The sequence below is a fragment of the Streptomyces sp. NPDC041968 genome (assembly GCF_055589025.1).
In genome coordinates this window covers 259,136-278,313 of the sequence record NZ_JBVJCB010000012.1, presented here as the reverse complement: position 1 = coordinate 278,313, position 19,178 = coordinate 259,136, and the positions used below count along the sequence as shown (strand labels likewise).

At 72.4% G+C, this 19,178-nt stretch carries 18 protein-coding genes, 1 tRNA gene and 1 pseudogene; 10 read left to right on the top strand and 10 right to left on the bottom strand.

Annotated features, from left to right (window positions below):
• Positions 1–238: 238 nt before the first annotated feature.
• From ACZ6EG_RS28005 to ACZ6EG_RS27980, 6 genes are all read left to right on the top strand, one after another.
• Positions 239–1,315 (top strand): hypothetical protein, encoded by a 1,077-nt coding sequence (locus tag ACZ6EG_RS28005; protein ID WP_391971162.1) that lies wholly within the window; start codon positions 239–241, stop codon positions 1,313–1,315.
• Between the two features lie 34 nt (positions 1,316–1,349).
• Positions 1,350–1,802: an FAS1-like dehydratase domain-containing protein gene (locus tag ACZ6EG_RS28000; protein ID WP_469608570.1), complete on the top strand. Its 453-nt coding sequence runs from the start codon at positions 1,350–1,352 to the stop codon at positions 1,800–1,802.
• 7 nt (positions 1,803–1,809) lie between these two features.
• Complete coding sequence (locus tag ACZ6EG_RS27995; protein WP_469608567.1) at positions 1,810–2,238, top strand: MaoC family dehydratase; 429 nt, start codon at positions 1,810–1,812, stop codon at positions 2,236–2,238.
• A 33-nt stretch (positions 2,239–2,271) separates the two neighbouring features.
• Positions 2,272–3,252, top strand: a complete 981-nt coding sequence (locus ACZ6EG_RS27990) for an aldo/keto reductase (RefSeq protein WP_469608564.1) — start codon at positions 2,272–2,274, stop codon at positions 3,250–3,252.
• A gap of 47 nt (positions 3,253–3,299) precedes the next feature.
• Positions 3,300–3,944 carry an NAD(P)H-binding protein gene (locus ACZ6EG_RS27985; protein ID WP_469608561.1) on the top strand — a complete coding sequence of 215 codons (645 nt, stop codon included), beginning with the start codon at positions 3,300–3,302 and terminating at the stop codon, positions 3,942–3,944.
• A 165-nt stretch (positions 3,945–4,109) separates the two neighbouring features.
• A tRNA-Arg gene (locus ACZ6EG_RS27980) sits at positions 4,110–4,182 on the top strand.
• Positions 4,183–4,474: 292 nt separating this feature from the next.
• On the opposite strand, the gene ACZ6EG_RS27975 is transcribed toward ACZ6EG_RS27980, so the two are convergent.
• Positions 4,475–5,080, bottom strand: a complete 606-nt coding sequence (locus ACZ6EG_RS27975; RefSeq protein WP_469608558.1) for a dihydrofolate reductase family protein — start codon at positions 5,078–5,080, stop codon at positions 4,475–4,477.
• Positions 5,081–5,394: 314 nt separating this feature from the next.
• Here ACZ6EG_RS27975 and ACZ6EG_RS27970 point away from each other — a divergent pair, with 314 nt between their 5' ends.
• Entirely contained in the window at positions 5,395–6,462 is a 1,068-nt protein-coding gene (locus tag ACZ6EG_RS27970; RefSeq protein ID WP_469608555.1) for a Gfo/Idh/MocA family protein, read from the top strand.
• A 124-nt stretch (positions 6,463–6,586) separates the two neighbouring features.
• Here ACZ6EG_RS27970 and ACZ6EG_RS27965 read toward each other — a convergent pair.
• From ACZ6EG_RS27965 to ACZ6EG_RS27930, 8 genes and pseudogenes are all read right to left on the bottom strand, one after another.
• A pseudogene (locus ACZ6EG_RS27965) lies at positions 6,587–6,890 on the bottom strand (hypothetical protein); the annotation flags it as partial.
• Between the two features lie 44 nt (positions 6,891–6,934).
• A complete protein-coding gene (locus tag ACZ6EG_RS27960; protein ID WP_391971169.1) occupies positions 6,935–7,603 on the bottom strand; it encodes a potassium-transporting ATPase subunit C in 669 nt (222 codons plus the stop codon).
• 5 nt (positions 7,604–7,608) lie between these two features.
• Positions 7,609–9,831 (bottom strand): potassium-transporting ATPase subunit KdpB, encoded by a 2,223-nt coding sequence (gene kdpB, locus ACZ6EG_RS27955; protein ID WP_469608551.1) that lies wholly within the window; start codon positions 9,829–9,831, stop codon positions 7,609–7,611.
• Positions 9,828–11,528: a potassium-transporting ATPase subunit KdpA gene (gene kdpA, locus ACZ6EG_RS27950; protein ID WP_469608548.1), complete on the bottom strand. Its 1,701-nt coding sequence runs from the start codon at positions 11,526–11,528 to the stop codon at positions 9,828–9,830. The genes kdpB and kdpA overlap by 4 nt, the downstream gene beginning before the upstream one ends.
• An 8-nt stretch (positions 11,529–11,536) precedes the next feature.
• Positions 11,537–11,626 (bottom strand): K(+)-transporting ATPase subunit F, encoded by a 90-nt coding sequence (gene kdpF, locus ACZ6EG_RS27945; RefSeq protein ID WP_037922167.1) that lies wholly within the window; start codon positions 11,624–11,626, stop codon positions 11,537–11,539.
• Positions 11,627–12,162: 536 nt separating this feature from the next.
• Positions 12,163–12,522 carry a hypothetical protein gene (locus ACZ6EG_RS27940; RefSeq protein WP_391971173.1) on the bottom strand — a complete coding sequence of 120 codons (360 nt, stop codon included), beginning with the start codon at positions 12,520–12,522 and terminating at the stop codon, positions 12,163–12,165.
• Between the two features lie 112 nt (positions 12,523–12,634).
• On the bottom strand, positions 12,635–14,164 hold the full coding sequence (locus tag ACZ6EG_RS27935) for an MFS transporter (protein ID WP_469608589.1): 1,530 nt from the start codon (positions 14,162–14,164) through the stop codon (positions 12,635–12,637).
• 170 nt (positions 14,165–14,334) lie between these two features.
• Positions 14,335–14,979, bottom strand: coding sequence for a TetR/AcrR family transcriptional regulator (locus ACZ6EG_RS27930; RefSeq protein ID WP_469608545.1), 645 nt, complete (start codon positions 14,977–14,979; stop codon positions 14,335–14,337).
• A 67-nt stretch (positions 14,980–15,046) separates the two neighbouring features.
• Between ACZ6EG_RS27930 and ACZ6EG_RS27925 the strand changes: the two genes are divergently transcribed.
• Both ACZ6EG_RS27925 and ACZ6EG_RS27920 read left to right on the top strand, forming a co-directional pair.
• Positions 15,047–15,943, top strand: a complete 897-nt coding sequence (locus ACZ6EG_RS27925; RefSeq protein WP_391971175.1) for a Vgb family protein — start codon at positions 15,047–15,049, stop codon at positions 15,941–15,943.
• 86 nt (positions 15,944–16,029) lie between these two features.
• Positions 16,030–16,782 carry a DUF5701 family protein gene (locus tag ACZ6EG_RS27920; protein ID WP_469608587.1) on the top strand — a complete coding sequence of 251 codons (753 nt, stop codon included), beginning with the start codon at positions 16,030–16,032 and terminating at the stop codon, positions 16,780–16,782.
• A 25-nt stretch (positions 16,783–16,807) separates the two neighbouring features.
• Here ACZ6EG_RS27920 and ACZ6EG_RS27915 read toward each other — a convergent pair whose 3' ends face one another.
• On the bottom strand, positions 16,808–18,025 hold the full coding sequence (locus tag ACZ6EG_RS27915) for an MFS transporter (protein ID WP_391971176.1): 1,218 nt from the start codon (positions 18,023–18,025) through the stop codon (positions 16,808–16,810).
• 144 nt (positions 18,026–18,169) lie between these two features.
• Here ACZ6EG_RS27915 and ACZ6EG_RS27910 point away from each other — a divergent pair, with 144 nt between their 5' ends.
• Positions 18,170–19,171, top strand: coding sequence for an ArsR/SmtB family transcription factor (locus tag ACZ6EG_RS27910; protein WP_391971177.1), 1,002 nt, complete (start codon positions 18,170–18,172; stop codon positions 19,169–19,171).
• The last annotated feature ends 7 nt before the right edge of the window (positions 19,172–19,178 follow it).

The window sequence follows — 19,178 nt, the reverse complement described above, 5'->3', positions numbered from 1 at the left end:
TCAACGCCCACAAGGCCGGCACCATCAAGGGCCTGGGCGCCGAAGTCGGCGCCTCCGTCACCTCCGGCGCCGCGATCTGCGAGATCAAGGACTGACGCGACCGTCCACGCCCTCCCGGCGCCGTACACCTCACCTCGCACGCAGGCACCTCTGCGCTTCCTCCCCCCGAGTTCCCCGGAACCCCTGGGTCCCCTGGAACCCCTGAAACCTCTACAACCCCTGAACCCCTGGAGTCGTCATGCCCAGACGCACCGCCACCCGGCGCCCCTTCCTCGCCAAGGCCGGGGCCCTCGCACTCACCACGGCCCTGACCCTGGCCCTCGGTCCGCTGGCCCAGGCCGCCGAACCCGCACCGTCGTCCCCCCGCGACACCCCGGCCGCCGCCCTCCCGGAGGTCGTCCGCGGCACCGGCCACGCCATCCACCCCGAGGGCTTCGCCTGGGACCCGACCCGCAACGCCTTCCTCATCGGTTCGCTGCGCTACGGGACCATCTCGGTCGTGGGCGCCGACGGCACCCCGCGCACCCTGGTCGACGACCCCAGCCTGGTCGCGACCGGCGGCATCCGCGTCGACCCGGCCCGCAACCGGCTCCTGGCGACGTACGGCGACGTCTACGCCGGACCCGACGCCCTGCTCAGCGTGGGATCGACCCCCGAGACCCGGGGCCGCTACGCGGGCCTCGCCGTCTTCGACCTGACCACCGGGGCCCTGGAGAAGCGCGTCGACCTCGGCCGTGCGGCGGGCCTGCACCTCGCCAACGACCTCGTCCTGGACCCCGCGGGCAACGCCTACGTCACCGACTCCTTCACCGGCGAGATCTTCAAGGTCACCCCGTCCGGCACCGCGTCGACCTTCGCCGACGACCCGAGGCTCGACGCGGGCCAGGACTCCTCCGGCCTGCCCAACGTGGGCGTCAACGGCATCGTCTACGACCCGGCCGGCTTCCTCATCACCGTGCGCTACGACACCGGTCAGCTCTTCCGCATCCCGCTGCGCCACCCCGGCCGCGTGACCGAGGTCCGGATGGACCGCCGCATCCCCGGCACCGACGGCATGGCACTCGGCAAGGACGGCACGCTGTACGCGGCGACGAACACGATTCGCTCGACCGGCGTCGACGCCCTGTTCAAGCTCCGCTCGGACGACGGCTGGAGGAGCGCCCGCGTCGTGAGCGAACAGGCGTCCCCCGAGGCCGCCCCCACCACGATGGCCCTCACGCCGTCCGGCGACTACGTCCTGAGCAGCAACGTCGACGTCCTCTTCCAGAGCGGCGGCACGCAGACCCGCGACGGTTTCGTGCTGCGCCGCTACTGACATCGCCGCGACTGACATCGGAGGGGGAAGAGCCATGGCGCTCGACCAGACGTTCGTGGGGCGGACGTATCCGCCGACCGCGCCCTATGAAGTGGGCCGGGAGAAGATCCGCGAGTTCGCGGAAGCGGTGGGGGAGACGAACCCGGCGTACACGGACACGGAGGCCGCGAAGGCCCTCGGCCACCCGGACGTGATCGCTCCGCCGACCTTCGCCTTCTCGATCACGTACAAGGCGGCAGGGCAGGTCATCGAGGACCCTCAACTGGGCCTGGACTACAGCCGGGTGGTGCACGGCGACCAGAAGTTCGCCTACGTCCGCCCCCTGCGGGCCGGTGACCGGCTGACGGTCACCTCGACCATCGAGGCGGTCAAGTCGATGGCGGGCAACGACATCCTGGACATCCGTGGTGAGGTGCACGACGAGGCCGGCGAGCACGTCGTGACCGCCTGGACCAAGCTCGTGGCCCGCGCGGCCGAGGAGGCGTGAGCATCCCATGACGGCGAAGGTCGCCTACAGCGACGTCGAGGTCGGCACCGAACTGCCCCCGCGGAGCTTCCCCGTGGACCGCGCCACGCTGGTGCGGTACGCGGGTGCCTCGGGCGACTTCAACCCGATCCACTGGAACGAGCGGTTCGCCAGGGAGGTCGGTCTGCCGGACGTCATCGCGCACGGCATGTTCACGATGGCCCAGGCGATCCGTGTGGTCACCGACTGGACCGGTGATCCGGGGGCGGTCGTCGAGTACGGCGTCCGCTTCACCCGGCCCGTCGTCGTCCCCGACGACGGCCAGGGCGCAGTGATCGAGGTCAGCGGCAAGGTCGCGGCCAAGCTCGACGACCACACCGTCCGCGTCGACCTCACCGCCACCAGCGGCGGCCAGAGGGTCCTCGGCATGTCCCGAGCCGTCGTACGCCTCGCCTGACCCCCTCCCACCGCCCTCCTCCACAGGAGAACGATGCTCCAGCACCGCCTGTCCGCCCTCACCGTCCCGGCCCTCGGGCTCGGCTGCATGGGCATGAGCGACCTCTACGGTCCCGGCGACGACGCCGAGTCGATCGCCACCGTCCACCACGCCCTGGACCAGGGCGTCACGCTGCTCGACACCGCCGACATGTACGGGCCGTTCACCAACGAGCGGCTCATCGGCCGGGCGATCGCGGACCGCCGGGACGAGGTCGTCCTGGCGACCAAGTTCGGCGTCGAGCGCCTGCCGGACGGCACCGTGAAGGGCGTCAACGGCCGCCCCGACTACGTACGATCGGCCTGCGACGCCTCCCTCCAGCGTCTCGGCGTCGACCACATCGACCTGTACTACCAGCACCGCATCGACCCGCAGGTCCCCGTCGAGGAGACCTGGGGGGCGCTCTCGGAGTTGGTCGCGGCGGGCAAGGTGCGGCACCTGGGCATCTCGGAAGCCGCCCCGACGACCGTTCGGCGGGCCCACGCGGTCCACCCGATCACCGCCGGCCAGTACGAGTACTCCCTGTTCAGCCGGGGCATCGAGGCGGAGCACCTGCCCGTCCTGCGGGAACTGGGCATCGGCCTGGTCGCCTACTCCCCCATGGGACGCGGTCTGCTCACCGGCACCGTGACGAGCCCAGGCCAGTTCCCCGAGGGGGACGTCCGCCGACTGGCGCCGCGCTTCCAGCAGGCCAGCCTCGTCACCAACCTCACCCTCGTCGAGCGGCTGCGCGCCCTCGCCGCCACCGTCGAGGCCACCCCCGCCCAGCTCGCCCTCGCCTGGCTGCTGCACCAGGGAACCGACATCGTGCCGATCCCCGGTACCAGACGACGCGGCCACCTCGACGAGAACCTGCGGGCCGCCGCCCTGCCCCTCACCGACGACCTCGTCCGCACCGTGGCGCAGGCGGTGGCCGCCGACGCCGTGGTCGGCGAGCGCTACGACCCCGCCCGCATGGCCACGCTGAACCTGTGAGACCCACGCCCCGCCCCTCCCCCCCCCCGACCCGAAGGAACCACCCCATGACCATCACCGTCCTCGGCGCGAACGGATCCACCGGGCGCCTCATCGTCGAGCGCCTCACCTCCCTGGGCCACCCGGTGCGCGGCGCCGTCCGCAAGCCGGGCAAGTCCGCGAAGTCGGCCCCCGGCGCGGTGGAGTACGTGGCACTCGACCTGGCGACCCCGGGCCGTGACCGTTTCGCGGAGGTCTTCGCGGAGACCGACGTCGTCATCAACGCCGCCGCCACCCGCAGCATGACCAAGAAGCAGGCCGACCTGATCGACCGGCAGGGCATCGTCGCGGCCATCGACGCCGCGTCCGCCGCGGGCGTGAAGCGCTGGATCCAGGTGTCCATGATGGGCTCCGGCGACCCGACGCGACTGCCGGGCTACCTGCGGGCCACCGGCCATGCCAAGCACACGGCCGACGTCCACCTCTCGGACTCCGGCATGACCTGGACGGTCATCCGCCCGCCGTGGCTCACCGACGGCGCCGCCACCCACCTGATCACCGTCGGCGAGCAGGTCCCGGAGGGCTCCCTGAGCCGCGCCGACCTCGCCGCGGTCACCGTCGCCTGCCTGGACACGGCCGCGACGCACGACCGGCTCTTCGAGGTCACCGGAGGAGGCCGCCCGATCCCCGACGCCCTGACCTCGCTGACCTGACCCGTTCACCTCTCCCCCACACCCGGCCCCCACCCCCACAACGCAGCACCTGCCCGTGCCTCGATCCGGTACCCTGTGGATCGAGCGCCCAGGCGGGCGCTGCGACACCTGCCGCAGCCGCCGGCCCCGGACGCTCAGGGCTTGACAGACTTCCACCCAAGCCCCGCCTTCGTAGCTCAGGGGATAGAGCACCGCTCTCCTAAAGCGGGTGTCGCAGGTTCGAATCCTGCCGGGGGCACAGAGGAATGCCAGGTCAGAGGCCCTTCCGCCCATCGGGCGGGAGGGCCTTCGTCCTCGCGGCACACATGCGACGAGCCTGAAGAAAAGGCGCCGAGAGCCTGGGCAGCGCGCGGGAAATCGGTCGAGCCCGTACGCCCGGGCCACCGGAGAACCGTTCGCTCACCTCAACTCCCGCGGCACAGCGACGAGGGGCCGGGCGTCCTGACGTCGGCTGGCCGCCACTGTCAGATCTCGCTCCGCGCCCGGCCGCGCCGGCTTGGCGGCCGTCCAGACCGGCGGACGGGGAGACGTCACCCGGGAGCGCCGAGCGGGGGGTGCTCGAGCACGCGGGGCTTGTACTCGACCAGCTGGATGCGGCCGTCGAAGGTGCGGTGCTCGATCATCTCGAGGGCAACGTCCGGATAGCCGTCGTAGATGCGTTCTGCGCCCGTGGCCCCGGTGATCACCGGGAACATCACGACCCGGAAGCGGTCGACGAGTCCGGCTCGCAGCAGGGACCGGCACAGGCTGAGGCTGCCGATCGTACTGAGGAGACCCGAGCCGCTCGTCTTCATGGCGCGGACCGCCTCGACGGCGTCGTCGCGGACCAGCGTGGAGTTGGCCCACGTCAGTGGCTCCTCGAGGGAGGAGGAGAACACGACCTTGGCCGCTTGCGTGAGCTCGTCCACGGATGCCTCTTCCTCGGGCCTGAACTCGTCTTGGCCCTTCGGGACCTCGCCCGCGGCGAAGCCCGACATCAACCGGTAGGTGTTCGCTCCCATCAGGTAGGTGACCTCGGGCTGCTCGCCCAGCCATGCGAGGTACTCCGGGCCCTCGAGGCCCCAGAACCCGGGCCATCCCTCTCCCGATGCGTAGCCGTCGAGGGAGGTGATGAAGTCGACGAGAAGTTCCGACATGGCCTTGTCCTTTCCTGGGGTGTCATGAGATTGGACCGGCCGGGAGCCACAAACTCATCGGCCGCGCCGCGGGAGTGACGAGCCCGCCTTCGCCGACCCGGCGGACTGCGGCGAAGCGGACTGCGGCGCATGAAGCGGTCTGCTCCTGGTGAGCGGAATCGTGCCGCGACCGTCTCCTGAGGTGGTGGTCGGGCCCGCTTGTTGCTCCTTCGATCATGTCCGGGACGCACGCCCCGGTCAGTCCTGCTGTCTGGTGCTTTTCCGTGGTGGGAAACCAGATTGAGAAGGGAGGGGAGTCGGACGAGGATGCCCGTATGCGGATCGGAGTGGTCGGACTCAGGATGGGGCTGCACCTGGCGGACTGGTGCCGCAAGGTGGGTATGGAGGTCGTGGCGGCATGTGACCGCGATCCCGAACGCCGTGCCGTGGCACAGGCGCAGCTGCCCGGTGCGGTGCTGGTGGAACGCTGGCAGGAGCTGCTGGAGCACCGTCTCGACGGGGTCCTCCTGGCCAACGACTTCCACGAGCACGCACCGTTGGCCATCGCGTTCCTGGACCGCGGGGTGCACGTGCTGTCCGAGTCGGCGGCTTGCGTGGACGCCGCGGAAGGCGAGCGGCTCATCGCGGCGGCGGACCGGTCGTCCGCGACCTACTCCTTCGCCGAGAACTACGTGGCCCATCCGCACGTCCGTCTCATCCGCCAGGCGATCGAGGCCGGTGAGCTGGGCCGGATCAGCCTGATCGAAGCGGACTACCTGCACGGCATGTCCCCGGCCGACGTCGCGGGCCTGATCGGTGATCCGACGCACTGGCGCGGGCGCATCGCTCCCACGGCCTACTGCACGCACACCCTCTCCCCGGTGCTGGCTCTCACGGACGCCTGGCCGGTGGAGGTGTCGGCGTTCCAGGTGGACGAGGCGGACCCACGCGCCGCGGTCGTCATGGCGGTACGGCTGTCCACCGGGGCACTGGCCCTCACCCGGCACGGCTTCCTCCAGGGCGAGCCCGACAGCCACTGGAGCTGGATCTCCGTACGCGGCACCAGGGCGCTGGCCGAGTCCGTCCGAGCCACCGGCGAACGGTCCTGGTCGGTGCGGGTCAGAACGGAGGGCTGGGCGACCCCGGAGGGCCACGCCCACGAGGAGGAACGCACCCCCGCGCCCTTCACCCTCGGTGGGGAGCCCGTGGCACGCGGGGCCGAGGGCACCGTACGAGTACTGCGCGCCTTCCGGGCCTCGATGGAGCGCGGAGAGCCACCGCTGGTACCGGTGCGGTCCGCCGTGGCCGCGTCACTGGTCGGCGTGGCCGGCGCGGAGTCCCTGGCCAACGGTTCCCGTCCGGTCCCGGTGCCTGTGGTGACGGCCGACTCAACGACCGACTGAGAGAGCCACTCGGACGGTTCCTGTACATCGACGTCCGACATCAACACGCGGGACGGGGACGTAAGCCAGCGCCCCCGGACGGTCACCGGACCCGCCGACGACGGCACCAGGGGAGGGCGTAGACAGAACTCCAGTTCGCCGGCGGAGCAGACGTCGAGGCCGAGGCCCTCCTCGTCGATCCAGTGGGCCGTGGCCCGGCACAGGAACGCCTTCGCGGCGTAGAGGACGTCGGCGTCGGGGAACGCGTCGCGGTACGTGCGGCAGCGTTCGCGGACCTCTGCCTCGTCGAGGACGTAGACGTGCTCCCGGCATCCTGCGGTGGTGCGTGGGCGTGCGGGTGCGGGCGCCTGGGGGTGTGGAGGGGCGGCAGAGGGCCCGGGCGTGGGGAGGCTGACCGGGTCACGTCTTCGACGCTGGCCCGTTGTCATGACGTGCCGTCAGGGCCGGCCCCCGGGGGGTCGGCGTCGACCCGTCACCTCCCGGCAACGAGTTCCTTGAGTGCGATGTTCAGTTCGAGGACGTTGACCCGGGGTTCCCCGATGAAGCCGAGGGTGCGGTTCTCGGTGTGCTCGTCGACCAGGTGCCGGACCCGGTCGACGGGCAGACCGTTCTTCTCGGCGACCCGGTGGACCTGGATGTCCGCGTACGCGGGGGAGATGTCCGGGTCCAGGCCGGAGCCGGAGGAGGTGACCGCGTCGGCGGGCACGTCGGCGGGGTCGACGGTGTAGCCGCGTACGGAGTTGTCCGCGACGACGGCGGCCTTGGCGTCCTTCACCCACCGGACGAGTTCCGGGTTGTCGGCGGAGCGGTTGGTGGCGCCGGACAGGATGAGGTCGTACCGGGTGTTGACGGTGTTGGTCCCTAGGCCGTTCGCCGGGCGGCCCTGGAACCACTTCAGGTCGGGTTCCGGGGTCTCCTGGCCCTCCTTCAGCGGCAGGTTGTACGACTGGCCGATCAGGGAGGAGCCGACGACCTTGCCGTCCGCCTCGATCTGGGAGCCGTTCGCCCTGCCGGGGAAGAGGCCCTGGGCGATGCCGGTGACCACGAGGGGGTAGACGATGCCGGTGACCACGGTCAGGACGAGCAGGGCGCGCAGGCCGGCGCCGAGCAGCCGGGCGGTGTTGATGACGGAGGTGTTCATGGCGGTCAACCGATTCCGGGGATGAGCGAGACGAGCAGGTTGATGATCTTGATGCCGATGAACGGCGCGATCAGGCCGCCCAGGCCGTAGACGGCGAGGTTGCGGCGGAGCAGCCGGTCGGCGCTGACCGGTCGGTAGCGGACTCCCTTGAGGGCGAGCGGGACCAGCGCGACGATGACCAGGGCGTTGAAGATCACCGCGGACAGGATCGCGGAGTCGGGCGAGGACAGGCCCATGATGTCGAGCTTGTCCAGGCCGGGGTGGACCGCGGCGAACAGGGCCGGGATGACCGCGAAGTACTTGGCGACGTCGTTGGCGATGGAGAACGTGGTGAGCGCGCCGCGGGTGATCAGGAGCTGCTTGCCGATCTCGACGATCTCGATGAGCTTGGTCGGGTCGGAGTCGAGGTCGACCATGTTGCCGGCCTCCTTGGCGGCCGACGTGCCGGTGTTCATCGCCACGCCGACGTCGGCCTGCGCGAGCGCGGGGGCGTCGTTGGTGCCGTCGCCGGTCATGGCGACGAGCTTGCCGCCGGCCTGCTCCCGCTTGATGAGGGCCATCTTGTCCTCGGGCGTGGCCTCCGCGAGGAAGTCGTCGACACCGGCCTCGTCGGCGATGGCCTTGGCCGTCAGCGGGTTGTCGCCCGTGATCATGACGGTCTTGATGCCCATGCGCCGCAGTTCCTCGAACCGCTCGCGCATGCCCTGCTTGACGACGTCCTTGAGGTGGACGACCCCGAGGACGCGGGCGCCGTCTTCGTCCTCGACGGCGACGAGCAGCGGTGTGCCGCCTGCCGCGGAGATGCGCTCGACGACGGCCTCCGCGTCCTCGGCCACCGTGCCGCCGCACTCGAGGACCCAGGCGACGACGGAGCCGGCGGCGCCCTTGCGGACCCTGCGCCCGTCGACGTCCACGCCGGACATGCGGGTCTGCGCGGTGAACGGGATCCACGCGGCACCGGCGAGTTCGTCCCGGTGGCGTTCGCGCAGGCCGTACCTCTCCTTGGCGAGGACGACGACGGAGCGGCCTTCGGGCGTCTCGTCGGCCAGTGAGGAGAGCTGGGCGGCGTCCGCGACCTCCGGCCCGGTGGTGCCGCGCACCGGCACGAACTCGGCGGCCCGCCGGTTGCCGAGGGTGATGGTGCCGGTCTTGTCGAGCAGCAGGGTGGAGACGTCACCGGCGGCCTCGACGGCGCGGCCGGACAGGGCCAGCACGTTGCGCTGGACCAGGCGGTCCATGCCGGCGATACCGATCGCGGAGAGCAGGGCGCCGATCGTGGTCGGGATGAGGCAGACCAGCAGCGCCACGAGCACGACCATCGGCAGGTCGGAGCCCGCGGAGGCGGCGAAGGGCGGGAGGGTGGCGCAGACCAGCAGGAAGACGACGGTCAGTGAGGCGAGCAGGATGTTCAGCGCGATCTCGTTCGGCGTCTTCTGCCGGGCGGCGCCCTCGACCAGGTTGATCATGCGGTCGATGAAGGTCTCCCCCGGCTTCGTCGTGATCTTGACGACGACCCGGTCGGAGAGCACCTTCGTGCCTCCGGTCACCGCGGACCGGTCACCGCCCGACTCGCGGATCACGGGTGCCGACTCGCCGGTGATCGCCGACTCGTCGACGGAGGCGACACCCTCGACGACGTCGCCGTCGCCGGGGATGATGTCGCCGGCCTCGCAGACGACCAGGTCGCCGACGCGCAGCCCGGTGCCGGGCACCGGCTCCTCGCGCCCGCCGACGAGACGCCCGTCGACGAGACGCCCGTCGACGAGACGCCCGCCGGCAGGATCACCGTCGGCAGGACGCCCGTCGACAAGACGTCCGTCGACGAGACGGCGGGCGACGGTGTCGGTCTTGGCCCTGCGCAGGGTGTCGGCCTGGGCCCTGCCGCGGCCCTCGGCGACCGCCTCCGCGAGATTGGCGAAGACCACGGTCAGCCAGAGCCAGGCGCTGATGGTCCAGCCGAACCAGTCGTCGGGGGTCTGGAAGGAGAAGACGGTGGTCAGGACGGAGCCGACGAGGACCACGAACATGACGGGCGACTTCACCATCACCCGTGGGTCGAGCTTGCGGAAGGCGTCGGGCAGCGACGTGAGCAGCTGCTTCGGGTCGAAGAGGCCCGCGCCGACGCGGCCCTCCCCGGCCTGGTGACCCATGCGTGCGTCGCCGTGCGGCGCCCGGGTCGGGGTGGCTGTGGACATGGCGTCCTCGTGCTTCTGCGTGTCGGTGGTCATGACGCCAGCCCTTCGGCCAACGGACCCAGGGCGAGTGCCGGAAAGTAGGTCAGACCGGTGATGATCAGGACGGCGCCCGCGAGCAGGCCGGTGAACAGCGGCTTCTCGGTGCGCAGGGTGCCCGCGGTGGCCGGGACGGGTCGTTGTCCGGCGAGCGACCCGGCCAGCGCCAGGACGAACACCATCGGCAGGAAGCGGCCGAGCAGCATGGCCAGGCCCAGGGTGGTGTTGAACCACTGGGTGTCGGCGTTCAGACCGGCGAAGGCCGAACCGTTGTTGTTCGAGGCCGAGGTGTAGGCGTAGAGGATCTCGGAGAAGCCGTGCGCCCCGCTGTGGGTCATCGAGTCGCCGGGGGTGGGCAGGGCCATCGCCGCAGCGGTGAAGGTCAGGACCAGCGTGGGGGTGACGAGGAGGTAGCAGGCCGCGAACTTGATCTCACGGCTGCCGATCTTCTTGCCGAGGTACTCCGGGGTGCGCCCGACCATGAGCCCCGCGATGAACACCGCGATGACCGCCATGATCAGCATGCCGTAGAGCCCGGAGCCGACACCGCCGGGCGCGATCTCGCCCAGCATCATGCCGAGCATCGTGATGCCGCCGCCGAGACCGGTGAACGAGGAGTGGAAGGAGTCCACCGCGCCGGTCGAGGTGAGGGTGGTGGACACCGCGAAGAGCGACGAGCCGCCGATGCCGAAGCGCAGCTCCTTGCCCTCCATCGCGCCGCCCGCCGCCTGGAGGGCCGGGCCGTGGTGGGCGAACTCCGTCCACATCATCAGGGCGACGAAGCCGGCCCAGATGCCGGCCATGGTGCCGAGGATCGCCCAGCCCTGGCGCACCGAGCCGACCATGACGCCGAAGGTGCGGGTCAGGGCGACCGGGATGAGCAGGATCAGGAAGATCTCGAAGAGGTTGGTGAACGGGGTGGGGTTCTCGAAGGGGTGGGCGCTGTTGGCGTTGAAGTAGCCGCCGCCGTTGGTGCCCAGCTCCTTGATGACCTCCTGCGAGGCGACCGCACCGCCGTTCCACTGCTGCGTGCCGCCGGTGAACTGGCCGACCTCGTGGATGCCGGCGAAGTTCTGGATCACTCCGCAGGCCACCAGGACCACCGCGCCCACGACGGCCAGCGGCACCAGGACCCGCACGACGCCGCGCACCAGGTCGGCCCAGAAGTTGCCCAGCTCGCCGGTGCGGATGGGGGTCCCCCCGCTCGAGCGAAGCCGAGAGTGGGGGAGGGCGAACCCGCGCACCAGGGCGACGGCGACGGCGATGCCGACCGCCGCGGAGACGAAGTTCTGCACGGCCAGACCGGCGGTCTGCACGACGTGGCCCATGGCCTGTTCGCCGTAGTACGACTGCCAGTTGGTGTTGGCCACGAAGGACGCGGCGGTGTTGAACGCCTGGTCCGGGTCGATGGAGGCGAAGCCGAGGGAGCCGGGCAGGACGCCCTGGAGCCGCTGGAGCAGGTAGAGGAGGAGGACTCCGGCGAGGGAGAAGGCGAGGACGCCGCGCAGGTAGGCGGGCCAGCGCATCTCGGTGTCCGGGTCGGCACCGATGCCCTTGTAGATCCACTTCTCCACACGCCAGTGCGTGCCGGAGGAGTAGACCCTGGCCAGGTGGTCGCCGAGGGGGACGCAGGCGAGCGCCAGCGCGGCCACGAGGGCGAGCGTCTGGAGCAGGCCGGCGAGGACGGGGCTCATGGGGGTGCTCAGAACCTCTCCGGGTGGATCAGGGCGAGGACGAGGTACCCGAGCAGGGCGACGGCCACGATCAGGCCGACGATGTTCTCGGCGGTCACAGCTTCGTCACCCCCTTGGCGACGAGAGCCACGAGCGCGAACACCGCGATCATGGTGACGACGAAGGCCACGTCGGCCATCGCGAGCTCCTAGTGAGGTTCGAACGGGAGTCTGACAAGAAGAGGGAAGCCCCTCTCTGGCCGGATTCGTTCGCCGTTGATGGCTTCCTTACGGTGGCCTGAACGGCTTTGACGCTTCTCTTACGGAGCTGGCGTGACGGCGAAGGAGCCTGCCCCACCCGACGCCCTATCTCGGCGCGTGTCCTGCCGGAGCGCTGGTCGCGGGCGCCGCGGCCGTGTTCGGCACGAGGCGGCGTTGGCTGGGAGGCGGCGTTGGCTGGGAGGCCGCCTCGCTGGGAAGCGGCGGCCGCCGGGAGGCCGCGTGCGCTGGGAGGCGGCCCGGGGATGCCGGGTCCGGCGGCGGACCGGCTGGTCGTCGCCGTCGTACGCGGCCGCTACGGCGGACGCGTCAGCCCTGCCGGCGGGTGCCGACAGGGCTGACGTGCTGACGTGCGGTGCCGCTTCCGGCGCGGTGGGTCAGCGGTTGGAGTAGCTGAAGTCGCCCACGGTCCAGGCGCTGACGTCCTCGATGGCGATGCGGTACATGCCGCCCGTCTCCGGGATCCCCACCGTGCCCTGGAGGATGCGGGCGACGTGGAAGTGGAGGTGCGTGGGCGGTCCGTCCCTCTTCACGGGGGTGTCGAAGACGGCGGCGAAGTCACCGAGGCGGGCGGAGTCCGCCAGCACCTCGGACACCCGCTGCCTCCACACGGCTTCGGGAGCAAGGCGACCGGTGATGACAGCACCACCGGTGACCACGGTCAGGGACATCTGGTTGCTCTGCCCGGACTCCACAAGGGCAGCGATGTCAACGATCAGCTCGTCAGGCTTCGGCATGACGACGGATTCTATGCCCCGGCCCGGCCGGGCGGTCCGGCCGGTGGTGCCGGCGGGCGGGAGGGGCGTGCGCGGCGGCGCTCCGCACGAGCGCCCGCGCCCGCGCGCCCCGTCAGGCGCGGTCGTCGCCGGCGGCCCGCGTCGTCGGCTCCGCCGCCCGTCCGCCGGGGTGGCGCAGGGCGCAGAAGTAGCCGACGGCGAGGGCGAGGGCCATGCCGTAGAAGACCCACTGGTTGGCCTCGGCGAAGTCCATGCGGATGTCGGGCATCGCCTCCCGCACCGTCGTGGCCAGGGCGCCGTCTCCCGTGGGCGCGCGGGTGTCCGCGTTGCCGGTGATCGCCTCCGTCACGTCGCGGGCGGCGGCGTGCTCGGCGTCCGGGGGCACCCCGCGCGAGCGGAGCGTCTCCGTGACCCTGTCGGTCATGGTGTGCGTCAGGATCGTGCCGAAGACGGCGAGGCCCACGCTCGCCGCGTAGTTGCGGACGGTCTGGGTGATGCCGGTGACCTCGCCGTAGGAGGCGTGGAGGGCCCGGTTGACCGCGTCCGTGGAGGCCGGCGCCAGGATGAGGCCGATGCCCGCGCCGGCGAGCGCGACATAGGGCCACTGGTCGTGCATCGACAGGTCGGTGAGCTTGCCGGCCCAGAGGGCGAAGCCGACGGCGCCGAGCACGCAGCCCGTCCTCAGTGCCGGCCGGGCGCCCCGCTTGTCCAGGATGCGGCCGCCCCACTGGGAGGCGAGGGCGAACCCGACGAAGAAGTACAGCAGGTACAGGGCCGCCTGGTTGGGCGAGGCGCTGAGGGAGACCTGGGCGTAGACCGAGGCGAAGAAGAACACGGGGACGAACGCCAGCATCGCGAAGAAGAGCACCAGCGCGTCCACGGTGAAGGCGCGGTCGCGGAAGACCGCGAGGTTGATCAGGGGGTGGCCGGTGACGCGGAGTTCGTAGCGGCAGAAGACGTAGAGGAGGGCGAGGCCCGCCGCGATGCAGGCCCAGGTCGCCGCGCTGTCCCAGCCCCAGGACGAGGCCTGCTGGAAGCCGAGCACGCTCAGGCCCATGCCGGCGACGATCAGCAGGGCGCCCTTGACGTCCAGCGACTCGTCGCGGCGGTGGTCGGCGATGCGGGCGAGCGCGGTGAGGACGAGGGCGATGATCGCCACGGGGACGTTGACCCAGAAGATGGACCGCCAGGTCCACGCCGTCAGCCAGCCGCCGAGCAGCGGGCCCACGGCGGTGAGGGCGCCGGTGAGGCCGAAGAAGAGGGCGAGGGCACGGCCCCGGCGTTCGACGGGGAAGACCGCCACGACCACGGCGAGCGCGGCCGGGAAGAGCAGCGCGGCGCCCAGGCCCTGGGTGGTCCGGAAGACGATGAGCCAGGTCAGCGCGGAGTCCCCGGCCGGTACGCAGCCGCACAGGACCGAGGAGATGACGAAGATCAGGGTGCCCGTCACGACCACGCGGCGCGGCCCCCACAGGTCGGCCAGGCGTCCGCCGAGGGCGAAGAACGCCGCCAGGGAGAGCAGGTAGGCGTTGATCACCCACTGCATGCCGGAGCTGGAGAGGCCGAGTTCGGCGACGATGTCGGGGGCCGCGATCGAGACGATCGTCTGGTCGATGAAGGTCATCGCCACCGCGAACATCATGGCGGCGAGGGCCAGCGACTGGGAGGCGGCGTGACCGGCTCCGGACGTCTTCACGTCCCGCCCCGGGTGCGTTCTGCTCACCCGGCCAGTGTGCGTCCGGCCAGGTGACGGCGCATGCGGAAGGCGGGTGCCCGCCGTACGGACGCCCTGCCGGGCGCGGGCGCGGGGGCTCAGCCGCGCCCGTACTCCGCCAGGGCCGGCGCCAGCAGGTCGAAGGCGCGCGGGGCCTCCTGACCGAGCAGCTCGGCGATCTCCGGGTTGGTGCGGCCGGCCAGCGTCAGTTCCTGGATGCGGGTGAACAGGACGCGGTGGACCCCGCCCAGCAGGGCCGCGGCGGTGCGGGGGGTGATGTCCTCGGGCGAGGCGGCCGTGGCCCTGGCCAGTGCCTCGGCGAGGGCGTCCTCCCGCCGGTCGTGCAGCCCGCGCAGGCAGGAGGTGAGGGTGGGGCTGTCGGCGATCATGCGGGTGAAGGCGGGGCCGGCGAACCCCGCGACGGGGTCCTGGGCCGCCACCGCCGCCAGGAAGGCGCGGCGCAGGGCCGACAGGGGGGCCTCCCCCGGCTCGCGCGCGTCCACCGTGCCGGCCAGGGCGGCGACGAACTCCTCCTGGTGGTCGAGGGCCAGGTCCTCCTTGCGAGGGAAGTAGTTGGTCACCGTCTTCTTGGCGACGCGGGCGGCGTCGGCGATCTCGGCGATCGTCGTGTGCTCGAAGCCCTGCTCGATGAAGAGCCCGGTCGCCCGGTCGGAGATGAGCTGTCGCGTCTCGCGCTTCTTGGTCTCGCGCAGGCCCAGGGGCGCGGCGCCGGTCGGGTCCATAAAAAATCTTACCTCTGTCGTAATTTTAGGTTGACGGCTATCTTCCCCCTAAGTAAAGTTACTACCGATGAACGAATTTATCGAGCCGGGCACCGAGCCCGTACAGGAGTTCACCGTCAGCGGCCCCGAGGCCGGCCCCTACGCGCTCGCCGAAGGACCGGACGGCGCCCTCTGGTTCACCCTCGTCCACCAGGACGCCGTCGCCCGCCGTGACCCGCGGGACGGCAGCGTCACCGTCCACCCGGTGGGGGCCGGGCCGACCGTCATCGCGCCCGGACCGGACGGGGCGATGTGGTTCACCGAGTACCGGGCGCACCGCATCGGGCGGATCGCGCCCGACGGCACCTACTCCTCCCACGCGCCGCTGACGCCCGACGGCGGACCGTTCGGGATCGTCGCCGGGCCGGACGGGGCGATGTGGTTCACGCTCTCCTCGGTCGACCGGGTCGGCCGCGTCACCGTGGACGGTGAGGTCACCGAGCACCCGGCGCCCGGCGCCTTCCCGTCCGCCCTCGCGACCGGCCCCGACGGGGCCCTGTGGTGCACCCTCAACCAGCAGAACGCCGTGGGACGGCTCACCGTCGACGGCCGCGGCACGGCCCACCCCCTGCCGACCGAGGGCGCCGCGCCGGTGGGCATGGCCGCGGGGCCCGACGGCGCGCTGTGGTTCACCGAGATCGGGGCCGGGCGGATCGGCCGGATCACGGTGGACGGCGACATCACCGAGTACCCGCTGCCCGACCCGGCGGCCCGGCCGCACGCGGTCACGGCCGGGCCCGACGGTGCCCTGTGGTTCACCGAGTGGGGCAGCGGCCGGGTCGGCCGGATCACCGTCGACGGCGCCATCACCTCGTACGCGCTGTCCCGCCCCGACAGCGAACCGCACGGGATCGCCGTGCACGACGGCGCGCTGTGGTGCGCGCTGGAGACCGGCGCCCTCGCCCGGATCGAGGTCCCGGCATGACCGCTCCCGACGCCGGCGTCCCGCACCCGCTCGCGCAGGACGCCCAGCCCGCCCCGCACCCCCAGGCCCCCACGGAAGGAACCCGCTTGACCGACCGGACGCACTCCCCCGCCGCCTCCCCCGCCACCTCCACCGCCTCCGCCCCCTCCCTCGACGCCGCCGCCGAGTTCGACCGGCAGGTCCGTACGCTCGTCGCGCTCGGCTACCCGGCGCTCTCCGGCCGCACCCCGGAGCAGTTCGCCGAGCTGGTGGCCCCGCTGCGCGCCGAGGCCGTGGCCCATGTCGGCGCCAGGGACGACGACGGCGACGGCGACGGCGACGGTGGGAAGTACGACCCCGCCGCCACCGGCCGCGTGCCCTTCGTCCTGGTCGTCACCCGCGAACTCGCCGCGATCGAGCGGACCATGCCGCTGACCACGCTCCACGGCGGCCGGCTGCCCGGCTTCGTCGACCGCACCTTCGAACCGGGCTCCCTGGAACGGTTCGTCGCCACCGAGGAGGCCGAGCCGCCCGGCGGCAACGGGGTCCACCTGCTGTTCGACGTCGAGCGTGGGGAGGAGTTCTGCGGGGTCGTGCCCAACGACGCCATGGCCGCCCTCGCCGAGCGGGGCCGCAGCCTGCTCACCATCGAGGAGGGCATCGCGCTGATGACGCACACACCCCAGCTCCTGGTGAAGAACAAGTGCTTCTCGCTGGGCGGTTCACGGTCCGGCGACCGCCGTGTCCCGGCGATCTGGATCAGCAAGAGGGCACCGAAGCTCGGCTGGTGCTGGGCGGGCAATCCGCACACCTGGCTCGGCATGGCGTCCGCCGGCGCCCGCGGCGCCGCCCGGCCCTGAGACCGCGGCCCCGGCCCGCGGGGTCTCAACCGGCGCGCGCCACGCGCACCGGCAGCAGCCCCCCGTCGGCCGCCCCCCGGCGGCTCCGCACCGTCAGCACCAGCGTCACCGCGAGCGAGCCGGCCGCCGTCACGGACATCGCCGTCGCCGGGGAGCTGAACTGCGCCACCGTGCCGGCCAGCAGTGCGGCGAGCCCCTGCATGGTCAGCATCCCGGCGGAGTGCAGGCCGAGGGCGTGCCCGGAGAGGTCCTCGGGGGTGAGGGCGACCAGCCGCTCCTGCTGGACCAGACTCGCGCCGAAGCCGACCGAGGCCAGCGCGACCAGCACGGCCGTCAGCGGCAGCGGGGGGCGCAGGAAGAGGACGAGGTAGGGGGCGGCCAGCAGCACCAGCAGCGGTACGCCCAGACGCGGGCGCATCCGGGCGGGCAGCAGCCGCCCCACCGTCACGTCCCCGGCCAGCATGCCGAACGCAGCGCAGGCGAAGAGCGTGCCCGCGGCGCGGGGGTCGTAGGAGACGAACAGGGACTCACAGCCGACGACGAGGCCGTTGGGGATCCACAGCGCCAGGTAGAGGTGGCGGCGTGGACGGGAGGACCAGAGCCGGGAGTTGGCGCGCCAGGTCGCCCGTACGGAGGGGCGGCCGGTGGCGCGCGGTGGCCGCCGGGTCAGCCGCAGCGCGAGGCCGGCCGCCGTGCCGTACAGGCCGGCGGCGAGCAGCAGGCACAGGCGCGGCGACAGCACGGCCACCAGGAGACCGCCGGTCGCGTAACCGGCGATCTGCATGAGGCCGCTCGTCATGTTGAAGAGCGAACGCCCGGCCAGGTAGCCGTCCTTGGACAGGATCTCGGTGAGCAGCCCCCAGCGGACCCCGCCGCCCAGCGAGGCGATCAGCCCCTCGGCGAGGACGATGACGAGCATCGCCCAGACCGGCAGCCCGGGCAGGGCGAGGGCGGCGGTGGCGGCGGCGAAGGCGAGCGAGAGCCCCGCCAGCGTCGTGCGCGGCGCCAGCCGGTCCGCGCCGGAGAGGAAGAGCGTGGCGCCGAGGACCTGGGCGAGGGCGGGGCCGAACATGCTCAGCGCGGACAGCAGCGGTGAGTCCGTCGCCCGGAACACCAGGATGCCGAGCGCCAGTCCGCTCAGCGTCTGGGCGGCGATGTTGGCCGAGGAGGAGAGGAAGAGGGGAGCGAACTCCGGGGTGCGGAACAGGTCCGTGTAGCTCTGGCGGCGGGTCGTGTCTGGCATGCGGGGAGTCTGGGCCGGTGCGGAACCCGGCCGTTACTGTTTCGCGTGCCGGCGAAACTTCGTCGGGGCGCCGGAGCGCCGGGGCGCCGGGGCGCCGGGGCGCCGAGGACGAGTGGCCGGGACACCGGACGGGGGGCGGGTCGCATGGGCTGGTGGCGGATCAGCGCCGACACGCTCGCCCGCAGCCGGTTCGTGCTCTCGCCCCTCGCCGAGGCCTTCGCCGCCCTGAAGCTGCTGCACGCCGGGGCGGCCGCGCACCCGGGAGAGCAGGCCTGGCTCGACACCCACCTGCCCGGCTACCGGCGCCGGCTGGCGGACGACCCGGTGACCGCGCTGCTCGTCCGTTCCGGGCTCGGCCGGCGGTGGATCGCCGACTTCCTCACACCCGCCCCGCGCGAGGACGAGTCCTTCGAGGAGGGGGTCGGGCGCGTCCGCGCGGTCCGCGGCGACGAGGCCCGCGCGGACCTGCGCCTGTCCCTCGCCGGTCCGCTCCCCTCCACCCTGGACCGCGACGACCTGCCCGAGCGGGCCGCCGCCCTGCTGGAGTACGTGTGGGCCGAGACCGTACGGCCGGACTGGGAGCGGCGCCGCCGGGTGCTGGAGGCGGATGTGGCCGCGCGGACGGCACAGGTGAGCCGGGGCGGCTGGGCGGCGGTGCTGGACGCGCTGCGGCCCGGCACGCGCTGGCTCGGGGACAGCCGTCTCCAGGTCAACGCGCACCCGTACCCGCCGCGGGCGCTCGCCGGCGCCGAGCTGGTCCTAGTGCCGATCACCGTGCAACGGCACGGCTGGGTGTCGTGGGAGGGGACCGAGCGGTACGCGGTGGTCTACCCCTGTGTCGGCGCGCTCGCGGACGCGGGCGCCCGGACCGTGCCCGCGGCCCTGGGCGCGTTGCTCGGGCCGGCGCGCGCGGGGGTCCTGGTGCTGCTCGGCTCCCCCATGAGCACCAGCCAGCTCGTCGGCGTGACCGGGCAGGGCCTCGGTTCGGTGGGGCGGCACCTGCGGGTGCTGCTGGACGCCGGGCTGGTGGAGCGGCGGCGCGCGGGCCGGTCGGTGCTGTACTCGCGCTCGGCGGCCGGGGAGGTCCTCGTCGAGGCGGGCTCCGGCGGGGCGGGCGGCGGCGGGGGTGACGTGGTGCGGGGCTAGCATCCGC